Origin of the sequence: Vibrio sp. T3Y01, assembly GCF_013114525.1 — a bacterium.
Taxonomy (GTDB): Bacteria; Pseudomonadota; Gammaproteobacteria; order Enterobacterales; family Vibrionaceae; genus Vibrio; species Vibrio chagasii_B.
Genome location: NZ_VTXJ01000014.1, coordinates 112,919 through 131,866, shown reverse-complemented (window position 1 = coordinate 131,866; position 18,948 = coordinate 112,919). Strand labels below are relative to the sequence as shown.

Genomic DNA, 18,948 nt, shown 5'->3' with positions numbered 1-18,948 from the left:
CTCTTAGCTTAATTGACGTTTGTGCATCTAACTAAATAGAGACTTATTCAGCATTCAGTTGGTAGCCAAGGCCACGCACGGTTTTGATGATCTTAGGTGCGATTTTCTTACGAATACGACCAATAAAGACCTCGACCGTGTTCGAGTCGCGGTCGAAGTCTTGTTTGTAGATGTGCTCAACCAACTCGGTGCGCGAAATAACCTTGTTTTGGTTGTGCATGAAATACGCGACAACCTTATATTCTAGTGCCGTTAGGCTGACTGCTTGGCCTTGCCACAACACTTTTGAACTGCGAGTGTCTAAGCTTAAATCACCAATTTGAAGAACCGGTGCTGCGCTGCCTGACGCACGGCGAAGTTGCGCACGAATACGGGCAATAAGCTCGACCATTTCGAATGGCTTAGTGAGGTAATCGTCAGCGCCTGCGTTTAAGCCTTCAACACGTTGGGTTAGGGTGTCACGAGCACTCAAGATAATCACTGGCGTGTTGATGTTTTCGTCTCGGATGCCTTTTAAAACGGTTAGGCCATCAAGCTTAGGTAGACCTAAGTCGAGAACAATCGCGTCCCACTCTTCTGATGTCGCGCGATAAAGAGCGTCGATACCATCTTGAGAAAGCTCTGGAACCCAGTCGGCTCCCTCAAGTGTTTCAATAATTTGTTGGCCCAAACGAGGTTCGTCTTCAACGACTAAAATTTTCATAATTGTTCTTCTTAATTTTTGTAATGACTGTTCGTCGTACTTAACTATTCGTCGCGCTTAATTAGTCGCCGTGTTTAATTGCGTTTTTAAAGTTGCGGCCTTCAATTTTTAGCATGTCCAGCGTCTCGGCGTTGTATTCAACTTTGATGATGTTGTTTTGGTAGTTAATTTTTAACTCATACACCCAAATATCATCGTCTTCTTCAAGTTCGACTTTAATGATTCGGCCATGAAGATCGTTTTCTACCGCGGCATACATTTCAGAGAAAGGGCGAATATAGCCTTCTCGAACCGCTTCATAGACTTCGTCTTGGTCTTCTTCAAATTCAATGCGGGTTCCTGCTTTGTGAACGTCTTGTACTAGGTCGTGACCATTATGATGTGAGTCAGCCCATGCGCCAGCAGAAACAAATAAGCCTAAGCTTATAGAAAACAAAGAAATCATAGCTTTACTAAACATAGCGAATCCTAGAGAAGGTTGATAGCGTTCAGTATAAAAAAGTAATTCTGAACAGAAAGTGAACCTGATTAATAATGAGAAATTGATACCTAAAAATTTGACGATGAAGAGCGCCAACACATCACGGAGACTAACCGCCAAGTGTTAAGGTAGTAATAATTAACGTTGTTGAAGTTCGTCTTCGAATATCTTGTCTCTCATTTTCCAAAAGCGTCCAACTTTACGCGCAATAACGAATTGTGGTGGGCGAAATCTATGTTGGTGAGCAACCACTTTCGATGGCGACGCTTCCTCAAAAGGCCTGTGTCTATCTGCAAGGTGAGGGCGAACAAACTGATCTTTAAAGTTCTGTTTTTGCTTCTTGGTGGTCAGTGACCAAAACTCATGGACTTGCGCTTGGTTTTCACCTCGGTAGGTGACTTTAAGTTGCGATTTGCCTTTGTCGTCCTTAAGTACATTAAGGTCCATCTCTAAACACTCAAACACCAAAGCATCTTTTAGGTTGAGTGCCTCTTTGAGCTTTTTGTCTGGGTCTACCAAGGTAGCGTCACACTCATGACAAATACGGGCCGCGATGTCGTTATCGGCGCCACATTCTCCGCAGTATTTGGCGCGGAAGCGATAGTTACAATGCTCACGTTCACCTGTGTCTTCATCGGTAAAGTAGCCTTGGCATTTACGGCCAAAGTGTTCAAGCAAGAAGCCGTTGCTGTCTAGCTTGCCCCAGAAGTTGTTATTGAAGCCGCAAGCTGGGCAGGGGATGGTGATGATTTCACTGTCAGAATCAGGCTTAGGATCGCCCACTTCTGGTTGGTAGAGATCATAGCTGTTACCTGCGTAATCGAGCACCAAACACTCTTTTTTGCCTGGAGACAAACGTAAGCCACGGCCAACGATTTGTTGATACAAACTGATGGATTCTGTTGGGCGAAGAATTGCAATTAAATCCACATGAGGGGCGTCAAAGCCGGTGGTTAAAACCGACACGTTGACCAAGAATTTGATTTTTCGTTCTTTGAAATCGTTGATGATTTGGTCACGCTCGAGTGTTGGCGTGTCACCAATGACAATTGCGGCTTCACCTTCGGGGAGTAAGCCTAGGATCTCTTGAGCGTGTCGAACGGTGGCTGCAAACACCATGATGCCCAGTTTGTCTTGGGCGAGGTGAATGATCTGATCGACAATCTGTGGTGTCGCTCGTTTTGATTGTTCGATCACCATATCAAGTTCGGCTTCTTTGTATCGACCCGTGCTCGCGGGCTTTAATTGTGAGAAGTCATAACTCAATACTGGCGCATCTATCATGCGAGCTGGTGTTAAGAAGCCTTCGTCGAGCAGGTAGCGAATCGGTAACTCGAAAATACAATCTCTGAAGAATCTTGGTTCTTCCGAGCGCACTTGCCCACGAGTGTGGTATTGGTAAATCCAACCCATGCCTAAGCGATAAGGGGTTGCCGTTAAGCCAAGTACCTTGATACCAGAATTATTTTCACGCAAGTGAGTGATCACTTTCTGATAGCTACTGTTCTTTTCATCGGGTACTCGGTGGCATTCATCGATAACCAAAAGTGAAAATTGGTTAGAGAATGAATCGAGGTTGCGAACCACAGATTGTACCGATGCGAATACCACTTGTTGGTCGGTCTCTTTACGGCCTAAACCAGCCGAGAAAATAGAGCCTTTTAACCCATAACCTTCATACTTTTCATGGTTTTGCTCAACCAACTCTTTGACGTGAGCAAGTACCAATACACGCCCCTTGGCAAGCCTTGCCAGCTCAGCGATGACCAAACTTTTCCCAGCCCCTGTTGGTAGCACGAGAACAGCCGGTGTTTGGTGTTTTCTGAAGTAGTGAATGACTGATTTTACTGAGTCTGCTTGGTATGGGCGGAGTGTATACATATCGCGTCTTGTAAAATGGAGAACAAATAGTGTGAAATAGCTCAACTAATTGAGCAAAGGTGACTATAATACCCGACTTAGATTAGTTGAGGTATTCATGCGTTTAGATAAATTTCTGTGCGATGCACTAGGCATTACTCGAAAAGAAGCAACACACTTATTAAAAACAAAGACTGTGACAGTGAATGATGTCATGCAAAAAAGCGGTTCAGTTAAAGTAACTGAGCAGTGTGTAGTGGAGTGGCAAGGTAATGAACTGAATGTTCATGGCCCACGTTACATCATGTTGTACAAGCCAGAAGGGTTTGTTTGTTCGCATGAAGATGGCTCAAATCGCACCGTATTTGAATTGCTTGATGAAATCAAAATGGACAAGCTGCACTTTGCAGGGCGTCTAGATGTTGATACTACAGGTCTTGTTCTGATTACGGATGACGGTAAATGGTCTCACCGTATTACGGCACCAAAACACAAGTGCGAAAAAATGTACCGCGTGTGGTTGGTTGATCCAGTAGAACCAGACTACGTTGAAAAATTCAAAGAAGGCATCCAGCTGAAAAGCGAAGATGGCCTAACACTTCCTGCACACCTTGAAGTACGTGCAGAACGCGAAGTGCTACTAACAATTCACGAAGGAAAATACCACCAAGTAAAACGCATGTTTGCAGCACTTGGTAACAAGGTAGAAGCGCTACATCGTGAACGTATTGGTGAAATCGAGATGGACGAATCTTTAGAGTTAGGTGAGTACCGTTACCTGACACAAGAAGAAGTCGACTCTATCTGGAAGTAACCCTTAGCTATTAATTTATAGCGCTCTCGTTGCAAAGCCGACCAAGGATAGCGTCGGCTGATGATGTTGACTGGTACTAGGAAAGTCTCAGCCAATCTTTTGACTTGCGTGTTCACGCTGGTCCTAGTTTTATCAGTTAAACATTCGGAGAACCATGCAGACATCTACCCCACAGAGTCCAAGCTCTCAACCAGAAACCCCACAATTAGGCTTAGTGCTGTTTTTGATTCTCGGTGCAATTGGTGCACTAACGCCACTTGCTATCGATATGTACTTGCCTGCAATGCCGACCATTGCCAAAGATCTTGGTGTAACGGCGGGCGAAGTACAGATAACGCTAACCGCTTATACCGCAGGTTTTGCGTTGGGTCAGCTGCTGCATGGCCCATTAGCTGATAGCTATGGACGTAAGCCAGTACTATTGATTGGTGTGTTCTTGTTTGCGATTGCTTCTGTGGTGAGTGCGACAACTCATGGCATTGAAGCACTGACTTACGTTCGTACTGCACAAGGTTTTGCAGGCGCAGCGGCAGCTGTAATCATCCAAGCGGTTGTTCGTGACATGTTTGATCGTGAAGATTTTGCGAGAACCATGTCTTTCGTAACCTTGGTTATGACGGTTGCACCACTTATCGCACCAATGATCGGTGGTTACTTGGCATTGTGGTTTGGTTGGCGCTCAATCTTCTGGGTACTGGCTATCTTTGCTGTGATCGTAATCTTAGCTGTATCGATGAAGATCCCTGAGACGTTACCGGTAGAAAATCGACAGCCTTTGCGTTTCAAAACGACGATTCGTAACTACGCTCGTTTATGTAAGAACCCAACGGCAATGGGACTGATTTTTTCAGGTGCATTTTCATTTTCGGGAATGTTCGCATTCTTAACCGCTGGTTCGTTTGTTTACATCGACATCTATGGCGTTCGCCCAGACCTATTTGGTTACCTGTTTGGCTTGAACATCGTTGCAATGATCTTGATGACGAGCATTAATGGCCGAATTGTGAAGAAAGTCGGCTCTCACGCGATGCTTCGAGTGGGTTTAACCATTCAGCTGTTCGCTGGTTTAGGTTTGTTGGTCGGCTGGTCATTAGATATCGGCCTGTGGGGCATTGTGCCATTCGTGATGCTGTTTATCGGCACACTGTCTACCATTGGTAGTAACTCAATGGCGCTGCTACTCAGTGGGTACCCGAATATGGCTGGTACGGCATCATCACTCGCGGGCACATTAAGATTTGGTACTGGTTCTGTGGTTGGGGCAATTGTCGCAATGCTACCAAGTGATACTGCGGGACCAATGGCTATGGTGATGGCAGCATGTGCAATACTGTCAGCATTACTATATTGGACATTAGGAAAGAAGGCATAATGTCAAAATACTATATTGAAATTCAGAAGCTTGTGAACACCGCACTTGGTGAGCTTTACGCGCTACACAAGTCAGGCAAAGCGATTGACGCACCTATCGCAAACAACCTATACCTTGTTCGCTGGGTAACTAAAGCAATCAAAGCACAAGCGTATGATCGTGTTGTTGTGCCTGATTTGGTTCGCTGGCAAAAGCAGGGGCGTTCAAAGGGCAACAACTCTGATTTAACCTTTACGTTTAAGCGAATCTCAGCGTTTTACGCTCAGTTCTTCCCTGAAGGCGAAGAGCCTAAAGCACTCAAAGACAGTGACGTTGAAGCCTTTATGGACAAAATGTATGAGATGGGCTGGAGTGTATCGAGCGAAGATGAGCTAACCACGGGTGGCAAAATTCAGTTCTTTACCGATGGTGAGCACTCATTCGCGCTATGTGGTAAGCAGTGTGATGACTCTTTCGACGGTGAGTTGATGGTTAAGCCGATGAACTGGTTTGTTCGTGGTAACCACGCTGAGTTTATCCAAGCGGCGATGGAAGCAGGCTTCATGCTTCATAAAGTGACTGACTACAAGTCTGCCGTGAAGTATCACGGTGAATACATCGTGTACCCAGCTAACCAAGGCAACCAATTGGCTGAGATCCCAATTAGCTTTGTTGGTTAATGGATGGATACGAGATTCGAGATACGAAGAGCGGAATTATCCGCTCTTTTTGTTTGCTTCTCATAGCGCCAGTCGCCACTAGAATCCCACATCTGCTTCTAATCTTTTCGAATCTCGTTACTCGAATCCCGTATCTGCTTTTAATCTTTTCGCATCTCGTTACTCGTATCTCTCATCTATCCTCTCGCTTGTTTCTCTATCTCTTTCACCATGCCTTTAAAGATAAACAGGTGAGCTGGCATCATTGCGAACCAATATAGTAGCCCCAGAAAGCCTTTAGGATGCCACCAAGCGGTAATGTTTAATTCGCGTGTGTCTCCGTTATCAGAAACCGTGATTTCCAATCGCCCTAAGCCCGGACCTTTCATCCCAAATAGCAGCGATAGGAATTGGTTCTCTTCACAGCGAATTACTTTCCATGAGTCAATTTTGTCGCCTACTTTTAGTTTTGGCCCTTCTGGCATTTGTCGCACGGGTACTCCGCCACCAAAGAGGAGATCTAACCACTCTCTTGTGCGCCATAAAGCGTTAGCGAAGAAGTAACCCTGTTTAGGGCTTCCAATCTGTTGAGCTACGTGCCAAAGCGATTCTAGTGAGGCAGTCGACGTGATACTTGCACCTGTCTTCTTCGGGTAGTAACCGTATCCCGCTTGCCAGCGTTTAAAGGCGGTTTTATCAAAGCCCCACACATTACTTTTTACGAAGTTACCCTCAGCATGAATCGCTTGTTCAACCATGCTCTCGAACGACACGAGTTTTTGCGGATATTTTTCTTGGATGGTAGTCGAGTTAGCTATGAAGTCATGCTTTAAACCCGCGAGTAATGCTCTCCCTATGTTAGAAGGGACAGAGGTCACCACGCCAAGCCAATAAGAGGCGATTTTAGGCGTGAGTAGGGAAGTCGCCCACAACCTAAGTGGACGATCGGCAGTTTTGGCGATATGCGCGAATTGATTGCGATAAGAGACGATATCTGGACCACCAACCTCAAAGGTCTGATTGTCGCTTGGGGTATCTTGTGCGAGCTTTAACAAGTAGTGATTGAGGTTTTTCAATGCGATAGGGTTAGCTTTTGAGTCGACCCATTTCGGCGCAATCATGATTGGTAGGTTGTAAACGAAGTCTCGCATTATCTCAAAGGCAGCTGAACCAGGGCCAATGATGACGCCAGCTCGAAGCTCAGTAACGGGAACCGATCCTTTTCGAAGGAGCTCACCGGTTTTCTTTCTCGCTTTAAGGTGCTCAGAATCGCCGGTTTGAGGCTGAAGTGAGCTCAGGTAGATAACGTGCTGGTTTTTAGGACCAAGTGCAGAGACAAAGTTGCGAGCAAGGTTTAACTCGTAATCAATGAAGTCGTGGCCTTCAGCCATCCCGTGGACAAGGAAGAAAATAAGATCAAAGTCGGGAACCAAAGCTTGTGTTGCCGCTTGGTCTGCCAGATCGAGATATTCGAGTGACAAATTCTCATGAGGCTCAGTTCTCGCTTTTAAGTAGTCGATGTGCCTTGCTGCTGCGGTTACTTGATAACCTTGCTCTAGCAGTTGAGGAAGTAGCTGTGAACCAACATATCCAGAAGCGCCTAAAACCAGTACTTTCTTCATCGTTACTCCATGTATTGCGTATCAAACCGTCCTTTACTCATACTACGCGAACTTTTCTGCAAAACCAATCGAGCTATAGGCAATGAAAAAGCCAATAGAAAGAATCCATTGGCTTAAGTTTATCGGTAGTATTTAGTCACTTCGATTGACGTTAGTTAGCTCTGCTGCTGAGCTTTAGGGCTAAGGTTGTTTCCTTTATATTCGCCAGTCAGCGTCTTGAGGAATGCCTTGATAGCATCCACTTCATCATCACTCATCTCGACACCAACTTGATACTTACCCATATCAAAGATCGCTTGCTCTAAGGTCTCTGCATGGCCATCGTGGAAGTAGGGTGCAGTGAGTTCAATGTTTCTAAGCGTTGGTACTTTGAACTTGTGCTTGTCGGATTCAATCGCAGTGACGTTGTACCTTCCCAAGTCTTCTGGGGTGATATCCGTTCCTCTATCTGCGAAGTAGTCCGCTTTCATACCCATGGTTTCAAAGGTTTCACCGCCCATGGCCTCACCCGTATGGCAAGTATCGCAGCTGTATTGTTTAAATAGCTTTAACCCGTGCTTTTCATGAGCGTTAATCGCATCCGAATTGCCAGTCAGGTATTGGTCGAATCGACTGTTGGGTGTTACCAAGGTTTTTTCAAACTCAGCGATCGCATGAGTGATGGTGTCACCCGTGATTTCGCCATCATAGGTTTTGTTGAATTTAGCAACCAAGTCAGGATCACGACTCAGCTTATCGATGATTTGTTGCCAACCTTCAGAGCCCATTTCGATTGGATTGAAAGGAGGACCACCGGCTTGGTCCTGCAAGTCATTCGCTCTGCCATCCCAAAACTGTAATTTGTTATACGCTGAGTTGAAAACTGTTGGCGCATTGATTCCGCCAACTTGACCATGAATACCAACAGAACCGACTAAGTTGTCGACACCGCCTGTGTCTAAGCCATGGCAAGTCGCACAAGAAACCGTGTCGTCACCGGATAGGCGAGTGTCGTGGTAGAGCGCTTTGCCTAGCTTAACTCTGTCTTCGTCCACCTCAAACTGAGTGTAGATTGGCTGAAGTGTGCCTTCTCTGCGGCTGTCATCTACCGGAGAATCTTGGTGAATGTCCGCTCTTGTTTGGCGTATCCACTTTAACAAGGTGTGCTTTTCTTCATTTGAAATCCCAGCAGACCAGTGCATCGATTGATAGATCTTAGGTGGCATCGAACCGTCGTAAAGTACCTTTTCAATACGCGCAAGTGCTACTTCGGATACTGGTTCATTATTCTGAATACCATTGAAAAGTTGAGTAATTTCAAAGTGTTTCATACCTGTTTGTATGTCGGCATTCATGAGTGGTTTTGCAATCGGCCATTCAGAGTAGAAAGGCATTTCGCTGTCGTTCGTGTGGCAATATGCACACCCTTTATCGCTGAGTACTTTCATCGCTTGGTAGTCTAAAGAGGACTTATCCAAAGATGAAAACTGCGCCAGGCTTTCAGCGGCAAGACGTTGATCGTTTTTATCAACCGTATAAACCATGCCCAGATAAGCCAAGATGCCAACACCCGCCAAACTCATTATTATTTTTTTATTGTTCATTTTAACTCCCTATTGAAACTGGGGTGGAAGTTATTGAATTAATGGCAGTTTATGAAATGACAAAAAGGAATGAATATTAATCGAATAACTAGATGGTTAAAAATTTAACAAAATAAAGCCATTTAAATCATGCGGTTAATTTGATTTGTGAAAATTGTTAACAAATTCAATAAAATAAACATCAGGACTAACTTTGATTTCCATCAATTTAGCTGTAATACAGATTAAGTTAGGCGTTTTATATATGATGCGTGTTTGATATTCATGTTTTATGGTTTGTTTGATAAACGATTCGATTTTCAAGTCGGGAGTGGCACGTTTATTTTGCTTAGGTTTGATGAGTGAAACGGCCAAAGACGTTATACGGAATTTTATGCATTCAGTATGATTTATGTATGGTTGAATTTCGAACATTGATATACTGAAAGAATATTCCTTTTGCCTTCAATACGTTCCGTTCAGGTGTGCCTATGCTGCTCTCTTCAATTATCCATCATACACGCGGCGATTTTGTTCGCAGGCTGATTGCCATTGCTTTGCCAATCACCTTGCAGAGCATTATGTTTTCAAGCCGAGGCTTGGTGGATGTGCTGATGTTAGGCCAACTTGGGGAAGCTGATATTGCGGCGGTTGGTGTCGCAAGCCGTGCGATGTTTGTGACGACTATTATGCTGGTGGGTGTGACCACTGGTGGTGCTCTACTTACTGCTCAGTATTGGGGAGCCGGTGATAGGCAAGGGGTAAGGGAAAGTACCGCATTAACCTGGTTGGTTTCGACCTTGTTTGCTCTTCTGACTATTGTCTTCTTTGTCTCTTTCCCTGCTCAAATCATGGGTGTGACGACCGATTCTCAAGAAGTGATCAGTTTAGGTGTTGAATACATCGTCATTACCTCTTTTAGTATGTTGGCGGTGTCGTGCGTTAGCAGCATGGCCGTTGGCTTACGAGCGATGCACAAACCTGGGCTAAGTACCTTCTTCAGTGGTATCGGTATCTTGTCCAACGTGTTTTTAAACTGGGTGCTGATCTTCGGTAACCTAGGGTTTCCCGCACTAGGTATCAAAGGTGCCGCGATAGCCACAGTATTAAGTGGCGCTATTGAGGTTGCGACCTTGTTTGGGTATCTCTATTTCTCTAGACACTTACTCGCTTTCAAGTTCAGTGACATAAAAGCTGCGGCAACAGTAGATAAAGTCGTTCGCTTCTTGAAACTGTCTCTGCCGACAACCTTTAATTTCTTAGCTTGGGCTGGTGGCTTGTTTGCTTATCACGCCATCATGGGTCAGTCAGGCGTGCAAGGCTTGGCGGCTTTATCGGTGATGACGCCTGTTGAGTCGATCTCATTGAGTTTATTGATAGGTATGTCGAATGCAGCTGCAGTGTTAGTGGGGAACCAGCTCGGCGCTAAAAACAATGAAGTGGTTTATTACCAAGCGCTTGGCATTACTATCTTGTGTTTCTTAACCAGTATTGTAGTCGCGATTTTCCTCTACTTTGTACAAACGCCAATCTTGAATGCCTTTAGTGCTTTAACGGAAGAAACGCGTGCACTCTCTGAGAAGTTTATTTTAATACTCAGCGTCGGCATTGTTATCCGCTCTATTCCGATGACTGTAATTGTTGGCGTATTGAGAGCGGGCGGTGATGTTAAGTTCTGTCTGTATCAAGATTTGATTGCACAGTGGGTGATTGGTATTCCATTGGCTGCTATCGCGGCTATCTACCTCAAGTTTCCACCTGAGTGGGTGTATTTACTTTTCCTTACTGAAGAGGTGATTAAGTGGAGTGGGTCGCTCTATCGCATGAAAACAAGAAAATGGATTAAAAACTTGATAGGAAGTTGAAGTAGGGCGCATCAATCGCATCACTTTATCATTGGTGTGTGATCTATCTTTCAAAATACTTCCTCCTAACAGGGAATTAGTGTAGATTCTCCTTCCAAATTCTAACTAATGCGAGCTGTTTAATGTTAAAGCTGTCAGACCTATGTAAAGGCTATGTCGATGGGGGGGAGTTCCACCCTGTTTTGCAAGGTGCTGAACTGACATTGAACCAAGGTGACCAGCTAGCATTAATGGGAGAAAGTGGTTCAGGTAAAAGTACTTTATTGAACCTGATTGCCGGTTTGGATTTGGCTGACTCTGGCGAAATCGTTTTTCCTCACTTCAATATGCACGATTCTACTGAGCGAGAACGCACAGCTTATCGTCGCAACAATATTGGTCATATTTTTCAGCAATTCAATTTATTACCAACGCTGAATATCGCTGATAACATCCGCTTTTGCCGTCAGTTAAAAGGCTTGCCTGAAGATAAAGGCCTTTGGAGACAGATTCTCTCTGCCTTAGATCTAATGCCTTTACTTGGTCGCTACCCTGAGGAAGCATCGGGTGGACAACAGCAACGTGCCGCGATTGCTCGTGCGTTGTACATGGAACCAAAGATTTTATTAGCGGATGAACCTACCGGTAGCTTAGATGAGCGTAATGCGGAAGCGGTAATGCGCCTGCTGACTTCTTTGGCTCGTCAATTAGAATGTACATTACTGTTGGTCACACACAGTGAGAAAGTCGCACTGCATATGGACGGCCGGATCCGCCTACAAGGAGGGCAACTGCATGTTATGGCCCGTAGTTAAGGCGCTACTCGGTCATTATCGACGTTACCCACTGCAGATTATCTTGGTATGGCTTGGCTTAACGCTAGGCGTATCACTTTTGGTTGGTGTTACTGCTATCAACCAACACGCCAAGCAAAGCTATGCTCATGGCGAAAAACTCTTTTCGAATCCTCTTCCTTATCGTATTCGACCAAAACACAACGCTAATAAAATCCCGCAAGGTTTTTATATCCAGCTTCGCCGTGAAGGCTTTCAACAGTGTTCTCCTTTTGACCACCATCGTATCACTGATGAAAATGGCGCGAACTTTATGTTGATTGGTATCGACCCTGTTTCGATGCTTCAACTGCAACCGGGCGTGGCGTTAAAAGATCTTAATACGTTGAACCTGATGAAACCGCCGTACCCAATCCTTGTGAGCGATGACCTTGCTGAACACATGGAGTGGAAGAACGGTGACTATATCCACCTTATGGATGGTTCAGAGCTTGGCCCATTAATGGTTGATCAAAACAACATCATTGATGGTACTAGGCTGATAGCTGATATCTCGCTACTTAGAATGCTGAAACGCAGCGCTGGTTTGTCGGTCATTGCCTGTTCAGATATGTCCACTGAGAAGTTTGAACGCCTTAAAAATATTCTACCGAATGGATTGACGATTTCGCGCAGTTCTAAAGCAGAGCTTGAATCTCTTACTAGCGCTTTCCATTTAAACCTAAAAGCGATGGGGATGCTGTCGTTTGTCGTGGGCTTATTTATTTTCTATCAAGCGATGTCATTGTCTTTTATTCAGCGTCAGCCGCTGGTGGGGATATTAAGACAAACAGGTGTGTCGGGGTGGCAGCTCACTAAAGCTCTATGTTTAGAGCTATTGATTCTGGTTTTATTGAGTTGGATCTGCGGTAATGTCTTTGGTTTGATGCTTGCGAACCAACTGTTGCCAGCGGTGTCTTCTAGCCTTGGTGATTTATATGACGCCAATGTTGGCTTAACGATTGACTGGAATTGGCGTTGGAGCGGTTATAGCTTAATGATGGCATTGATTGGTGCTTTCTTGGCGTGCGCATGGCCGTTGGTTCGTTTACTTAAATCTCAGCCGATTCGTTTGTCTTCTCGCCTATCGTTGATGCGTTTTGCGGGTACAGAGTTTACATGGCAAGCGTTGATTGGTTGTGGCTTCCTTGTTGCTGCTGTTGCAGTTTATCAAGCACCCCAAACTCAAGAGTCTGGTTTTGCCATCATTGCTTTAATGCTGGTGAGTGTGGCTCTCTTTACACCATTCCTTATGTGGAAGTTGTTCAACAGTCTCTCTTACTCATTGCGTTGGGTTCGTGCTCGCTGGTTCTTCGCGGACGCAGCATCAAGCATGAGCTACCGTGGTGTTGCGACTATGGCCTTTATGTTGGCGTTAACTGCGAACATTGGCGTTGAAACCATGGTCGGTAGTTTCAGAGACACCACGGATAAGTGGTTAACACAGCGATTAGCCGCGGACCTCTATATATACCCAACCAACAATGCGGCGGCTCGCATGAGTAACTGGTTGTCGGAACAACCTGAAGTAGATTCTGTATGGTGGCGCTGGGAAAAAGATGTCGCTTCTCCAATGGGCAGTATTCAAGTGGTGAGTACTGGACCTTCAGAAGGCGAACTTGCAGCACTGACGATTAAACTTGGTATACCGAATTACTGGTATCACTTACACCATTCTAAAGGTGTGTTGATCAGCGAATCCATGTCACTCAAGCTAGGGATTCGTCCTGGTGATTATATTGATCTCTACGATAACCTTGGCTCTGGCTGGCAGGTCGTTGGTGTGTATTACGATTATGGTAACCCTTATCACCAAGTGATGATGTCACATCGAAACTGGTTATACGGTTTTGCAGGTCGAGGTAATGTTGGGCTTGGCGTCATACTGAAAGATGATGTGAATGCAGTAGGGCTTAGAAGCCGATTGGAAAGTGTATTCAGGCTTGGTTCTGAACGCATATTCGATAACAACAATATTCATAGCCAAGCGATGCGCGTGTTTGATAGAACCTTCGCCATTGCAGATACTTTGGGTAACATTACCTTGGTAATCGCCGTGTTCGGTATTTTCTTTGCGACTGTCGCTGGTGAGGTTTCAAGACAAAGGCATATATCGTTGCAACGATGTTTAGGCGTATCAGCGAAAGAGTTGATTCTTACCGGTAGTTTACAGCTGTTTGTGTTTGGGCTTATCTCTTCTTTAATCGCGGTTCCTCTTGGCTTAGCGTTGGCGAGTTTGATTGTGGATATCGTCATTAAGCAGTCTTTTGGGTGGTCACTCGAATTACAAGTTCTCCCCTGGGACTATTTCGGGACATTTGCTTGGGCAATGGCAGCATTGATGATAGCTGGTGCTTTACCTGTGATGAGAATGATTCGGAACACACCGATGAAGTCACTGAGGGATGCCCTTTAATATGTTTCTACGCAACAGCTCAACTAAGTTAAGACATCGTTTTTTGTCTTCGCTACTGTTAATCAGTTTCTTCGGCATCTTTTTGAGTGTTTGGGGTTACTACTCCTATTTCATCGACCCGGGTGAGAAAGGGGTCAATGAGGTTAACTCTGTGCTAGTCAGCGAACACTTCAATGTGTTTGAGCCTGTGTTGCCTGACCAAGGTGTATCACTTCCACGAGACTTCAAGTTCCACCCGGAATTTCAGCACGAGTGGTGGCACTATTTTGCGTCTTTAAAAGGCGACGATGGCAAAGACTATTGGGTTCAGTGGAGCTTTTTCCGTATTGCGACGGACGAACGTGAGACTCCCGGGTGGCAGAGCCCGCAAGTCTATATTTCTAACGTGGTCGTTTCTTCTAAATCTAAAGTGTGGAAAGAGCAGCGAATGGCTCGTGGTGGCATTGGCCAAGCGGGAATGACCAGTCGCCCATTTAGAATTTGGATTGATAATTGGAATTGGCGTTCATTAGGTCACACGCCGTTTCCTGGCCGCCTTCAAGTGCAAACGGATACGTTTGGGCTGCAATTAGATACTGTGGCTAAAGGGCCATATGTACTTAATGGCGATAACGGTTATCAGAAAAAGCATGATTTGCTACCTGTCGCGTCGTACAACTTTAACGCGCCGTTTTTATCATTGAGTGGTGTACTGAATCTTGATGGCGTAGCTAAGGAAGTAGAAGGCACAGCGTGGGTCCACAAAGAGTGGGGCAGTGGCTTACTTGGAGTCGGTCAGCAAGGCTGGGATTGGTTTGTGTTTAACCTTGATGACGGTACAGCACTGAGCATCAACCGCTATCGCCATAATCAGCAGTTACCCTATGTATTCGGAACGTTAGCCACTCGTTCTGGCAAGGTGTACCAGCTAACGGAGTCGGATATTTCGATTCAGCCTTTGCAGAACACAACGCTAATGAACGGTAGGCGAATGCCGCTTCAGTGGATCATTAACGTCCCTGAGCACGATATCAACCTGACTACACGTATCATACGCCGAGATATGTGGCTGCCATTTGTCATACCATATTGGGAAGGGCCAATAATGGCCAGCGGCAGCCATGAAGCGACAGGTTTTATGCAGCTCACCGGCTACTAAAAAACACCTAAGGCTATCATTTGATAGCCTTTTTTTATGTTTCCTAGTTTTGTTAGCACTCAATGAATTGTGCATACAGGTGTGATGTTCTCATCTATACTTAATTTATGGTGCATAACAACATTATGGAATATACGACGTATTGTTTAGTATTTGTAGGAAAAACCGAAGTTAAACATCCAAAGAAGTGATTATCTATCGATAAAGCTTGGATATAAACTCATGGTTATTCTTTGTTATTCGTTTATTTAAATAATAAATATAAGGGCGAAATCATGACCGACGTCATCCGTGACTTCTTTAAAATGGAATCTGCTGGCGGCATCATCCTAGTTATCGCTGCGGCGATCGCAATGTTTGTAGCAAACTCACCACTGAACGAAATGTACCAGGGCGTCCTGCACAGTTACGTTCTTGGTATGTCTGTGTCTCACTGGATCAACGATGGCTTAATGGCTGTCTTCTTCCTTCTAATTGGCTTAGAAGTTAAACGTGAGCTTTTAGAAGGCGCATTGAAGTCTAAAGAGACTGCTATCTTCCCTGCTATCGCAGCGGTAGGTGGTATGTTGGCTCCTGCACTTATTTACGTGCTATTTAACTCTAGTAACCCTGAAGCGCTTCAAGGTTGGGCTATCCCGGCAGCAACTGATATCGCATTCGCGTTAGGTATCATGGCGCTTCTAGGCAACCGAGTACCAGTAAGCTTGAAAGTGTTCCTGCTGGCTCTAGCAATTATCGATGACCTAGGTGTTGTTGTTATCATTGCATTGTTCTACTCAGGTGACTTATCAACGCTTGCACTTACCGTTGGTTTCATCGCAACAGGTGTGCTGTTCATGCTAAACAACAAGCATGTGACTAAACTGAGCGCTTACCTGATTGTTGGTGCCATTCTGTGGTTCGCAGTATTGAAGTCTGGTGTTCATGCAACATTGGCGGGTGTAGTAATTGGTTTTGCTATCCCACTGAAAGGCAATAAAGGAGAGCACTCTCCACTGAAACACCTAGAGCACGCACTGCACCCATACGTAGCTTTTGCAATTCTGCCAATCTTCGCATTTGCAAACGCAGGTATCTCACTGGAAGGTATCTCAATTTCAAACCTTACGGGCATGCTACCTCTTGGTATCGCTATGGGTCTATTGGTTGGTAAGCCGCTGGGTATCTTCCTATTCAGCTGGGGCGCTGTGAAAACGGGTGTCGCTAAGCTACCTGAAGGTGTCAACTTCATGAACATCTTCGCAGTGTCTGTGCTGTGTGGTATTGGCTTTACGATGTCTATCTTTATTTCATCGCTGGCATTTGGCCCTACAAACGCAGATTTCGATACGCTTGCTCGATTAGGTATCCTGATGGGTTCAACGACTGCAGCTATCTTAGGTTACTTCCTGTTAAGTATTTCTTTACCGAAAACTAAGCACCAAGAAGTAAAACTTTAATCGGTAACTGGCTCGGCTTACCGTCGAGCCACTTCCCAAGGAATAAGCTAACTCTTGAGTAGCACCAGCCACTGAACCATTCCCGAGAGCGATGTGGCTACAAATAACAAAAAGCCGCGATAGGCAATCCTATCGCGGCTTTTCTCTTTTTGTTTAATGCTCTTCCTTTACGTACTGTAACTGCGAAGCCTCTGTCTATTTTTCAAGTGTGGTGAAGATGGTCCACTCTTCTACGATTTGTTCGCTTAATCCAACCACGGTTGCGGTTACTTTGCGGTTCAAAGCATGGGAAGTGGGATCATCGCCATCACTCTCTAAGCGTTCTTCACCATAACCCACAATTCTCACACGTTCCGGCTCGATACCATTTGCAAGTAACTCATCTTGAACGTTATTTGCTCTCTTTTTGGACAGCTCTAAGTTGTATTCGTTTGAACCAAGCTTACTTGCGTAACCTTGAATTTCGATGGATGCACTTTTGTAGGTTTCAAGAAACTCTGCCATGGTGCTTATTTGGTCCGAGAATATTGGATTAACCTCATAGGAGTCGTGAGCAAAGAGTATTTTAAGTTGTCTCACTTCTTCTGATTTAATTGTTTCTCCACAGCCTTCATTGTCGACTTGCGAACTTTCTGGTGTACCGGGGCACGTATCACGCGCGTTTACGACACCATCCTTATCATCGTCTTGGAGGTCCGATATTTGTTCTGCCTTAGGTGTCTCAATATACTCTTCTTCCTGTTGGCTAGAACAAGCGAGCAATGTCATGGTTAATGCGGGAAGTAGTAAGTAAGTGATCTTCATAATTAATACTCCACTGCCGTTGTCCACTCATCTGGAATATCAACCAGTAGAGCGTTCAATAAAGAACCCGTTGCGTTCATTACTCGATACTTAGCGTATTGTTCAGCGTAATGGGCATCTAAATAATCTTTTCGAGCTTCAAACAGCTCATTCTCAGTGTTGAGCAAATCTAACAGAGTTCGTTTGCCAATTCGGTATTGTTTGCCATAAGCGATAACCGTCTCCGATGCTGAATCAACATGGTCAGATAAGAAGTTCTTTTGTTGCAGTGTTAAATCCAAGGCACTCCATGATAGGCGAAGCCCTTCTTCGACTTGACGATATGCTCTATCCCTCAAGTCTTTTGCTTTATTTAGTTGATAGGCGGCTGCTTCCGAGTTCGCGCTGTCTGTGCCACCGTTGTATAGGTTGTATCGCATTCTCAGCATCGCCAAAGTTTCTTGGCTAGAACCTTCGTCACCGCCTGCATCATCTCGCCATGATTGTGATGCTTCAATGGAGAATGTCGGGTAATTCACGCCTTTCGATTGTTTGTATTGGAAGTGCGCTGAATCGACATCCGCATTTGCGACTTTGATGACTGGGTGTTTGTCTAATGCATCAACGAGGGCATCCGTTAATGACAACGGAATCATTGATATATCGGCTCTTGGGTAGATTAAACCAAGTGGTTCTTGACCAACCACTCTTCGAAATTGGGTATGTGTATCCACTAGATTATTCTGAGCTGCTAGTAAGTTACCGTGAGCTTTTGCAATCCTAGCTTCTACTTGTGATACATCTGCTGTGGAGCCGATACCTGAGCTTGCTCGCTTTTTGATGTCCTTATAGATTTTTTTATGGATAGCAAGGTTACTTTCTGACAGTGCCAAGACTTCGGTTGCCTTTACCGCGTCTAGATATATTTGTGTTACCTCCAATGCTTTGTCTTCGGCATCAGCGATCAATTGCAAGCGAACCGACTCAGCTTCAGCAGCCGTCCGATCCATGTCGTATAACGTCGCAGAGCCATCCCACAGCAACTGAGTGAGGGAAATCGTCGCTTCCTTTCTGGTTAAGTCAGTATCGGGCCCATTGTTTGGTGCAGGGTTTATACCTTCATAACCAATACCAGCGTCAAGGTCGATACTGGGTCTGTATGCACCACTAGAAGCATCGTTACGCTTTCTCACACTCTCAAATTCATTAAAGATACTTTTTATCTCAGGGTTGGTTGCCAAAGTGATAGCGACAGCCTGTTCCAGAGTTTGAGCGGCGAGTGGTGTTGCTGCAAATACGCAGCATATTATGGGCAATTTAAACAATTTCAAAGTAGCTCTCCTTCTACTTTCAATGTTTTTCCGTTTCCCAACCTGCGTTTACCGCAGAATTAAGAGAGGGCTATTAAACGAAGCTTAGGACATTTGCCAAAAAATGCGAAGT

General features: G+C 45.0%; 15 protein-coding genes. 8 read left to right on the top strand and 7 right to left on the bottom strand.

What is annotated here, in order from left to right:
• Positions 1-43: 43 nt before the first annotated feature.
• The 3 genes from F0232_RS16055 to F0232_RS16045 form a co-directional block, all read right to left on the bottom strand.
• Positions 44-703: a response regulator transcription factor gene (locus F0232_RS16055; protein WP_004741316.1), complete on the bottom strand. Its 660-nt coding sequence runs from the start codon at positions 701-703 to the stop codon at positions 44-46.
• A 61-nt stretch (positions 704-764) separates the two neighbouring features.
• Positions 765-1,163 carry a PepSY domain-containing protein gene (locus F0232_RS16050; protein WP_008222805.1) on the bottom strand — a complete coding sequence of 133 codons (399 nt, stop codon included), beginning with the start codon at positions 1,161-1,163 and terminating at the stop codon, positions 765-767.
• 159 nt (positions 1,164-1,322) lie between these two features.
• On the bottom strand, positions 1,323-3,065 hold the full coding sequence (locus tag F0232_RS16045; RefSeq protein ID WP_004741314.1) for a DEAD/DEAH box helicase: 1,743 nt from the start codon (positions 3,063-3,065) through the stop codon (positions 1,323-1,325).
• Between the two features lie 97 nt (positions 3,066-3,162).
• Here F0232_RS16045 and rsuA point away from each other — a divergent pair, with 97 nt between their 5' ends.
• The 3 genes from rsuA (at position 3,163) to F0232_RS16030 (ending at position 5,889) form a co-directional block, all read left to right on the top strand.
• Positions 3,163-3,858 (top strand): 16S rRNA pseudouridine(516) synthase RsuA, encoded by a 696-nt coding sequence (gene rsuA, locus F0232_RS16040; RefSeq protein WP_105059323.1) that lies wholly within the window; start codon positions 3,163-3,165, stop codon positions 3,856-3,858.
• Between the two features lie 154 nt (positions 3,859-4,012).
• Complete coding sequence (locus F0232_RS16035; protein ID WP_008222808.1) at positions 4,013-5,230, top strand: Bcr/CflA family multidrug efflux MFS transporter; 1,218 nt, start codon at positions 4,013-4,015, stop codon at positions 5,228-5,230.
• The gene (locus tag F0232_RS16030) at positions 5,230-5,889 is read left to right on the top strand and encodes a DUF2913 family protein (protein ID WP_008222810.1); all 660 of its coding nucleotides are present in this window, start codon (positions 5,230-5,232) and stop codon (positions 5,887-5,889) included. Before F0232_RS16035 ends, F0232_RS16030 begins: the two co-directional genes overlap by 1 nt.
• A gap of 176 nt (positions 5,890-6,065) precedes the next feature.
• Here F0232_RS16030 and F0232_RS16025 read toward each other — a convergent pair whose 3' ends face one another.
• The gene (locus tag F0232_RS16025) at positions 6,066-7,490 is read right to left on the bottom strand and encodes a DUF2867 domain-containing protein (RefSeq protein ID WP_105059324.1); all 1,425 of its coding nucleotides are present in this window, start codon (positions 7,488-7,490) and stop codon (positions 6,066-6,068) included.
• A 155-nt stretch (positions 7,491-7,645) separates the two neighbouring features.
• A complete protein-coding gene (locus tag F0232_RS16020; RefSeq protein ID WP_171750866.1) occupies positions 7,646-9,073 on the bottom strand; it encodes a cytochrome c peroxidase in 1,428 nt (475 codons plus the stop codon).
• A 470-nt stretch (positions 9,074-9,543) separates the two neighbouring features.
• Here F0232_RS16020 and F0232_RS16015 point away from each other — a divergent pair, with 470 nt between their 5' ends.
• The 5 genes from F0232_RS16015 to nhaA all read left to right on the top strand — a co-directional run bounded on the left by F0232_RS16015 (position 9,544) and on the right by nhaA (position 16,722).
• Positions 9,544-10,917 (top strand): MATE family efflux transporter, encoded by a 1,374-nt coding sequence (locus tag F0232_RS16015; protein WP_105059326.1) that lies wholly within the window; start codon positions 9,544-9,546, stop codon positions 10,915-10,917.
• Between the two features lie 122 nt (positions 10,918-11,039).
• Entirely contained in the window at positions 11,040-11,711 is a 672-nt protein-coding gene (locus tag F0232_RS16010) for an ABC transporter ATP-binding protein (protein ID WP_008222831.1), read from the top strand.
• Positions 11,692-14,145: an FtsX-like permease family protein gene (locus tag F0232_RS16005; protein ID WP_061031660.1), complete on the top strand. Its 2,454-nt coding sequence runs from the start codon at positions 11,692-11,694 to the stop codon at positions 14,143-14,145. Before F0232_RS16010 ends, F0232_RS16005 begins: the two co-directional genes overlap by 20 nt.
• A complete protein-coding gene (locus tag F0232_RS16000; protein WP_105059327.1) occupies positions 14,135-15,283 on the top strand; it encodes a lipocalin-like domain-containing protein in 1,149 nt (382 codons plus the stop codon). Before F0232_RS16005 ends, F0232_RS16000 begins: the two co-directional genes overlap by 11 nt.
• Positions 15,284-15,558: 275 nt before the next feature.
• Positions 15,559-16,722 (top strand): Na+/H+ antiporter NhaA, encoded by a 1,164-nt coding sequence (gene nhaA, locus F0232_RS15995; protein WP_008222837.1) that lies wholly within the window; start codon positions 15,559-15,561, stop codon positions 16,720-16,722.
• 195 nt (positions 16,723-16,917) lie between these two features.
• Here the strand turns inward: nhaA and F0232_RS15990 are convergent, their stop codons facing one another.
• Positions 16,918-17,529 carry an OmpA family protein gene (locus tag F0232_RS15990; RefSeq protein ID WP_105059381.1) on the bottom strand — a complete coding sequence of 204 codons (612 nt, stop codon included), beginning with the start codon at positions 17,527-17,529 and terminating at the stop codon, positions 16,918-16,920.
• A complete protein-coding gene (locus F0232_RS15985) occupies positions 17,529-18,836 on the bottom strand; it encodes a TolC family outer membrane protein (protein WP_061031658.1) in 1,308 nt (435 codons plus the stop codon). The genes F0232_RS15990 and F0232_RS15985 overlap by 1 nt, the downstream gene beginning before the upstream one ends.
• Positions 18,837-18,948 lie beyond the last annotated feature (112 nt).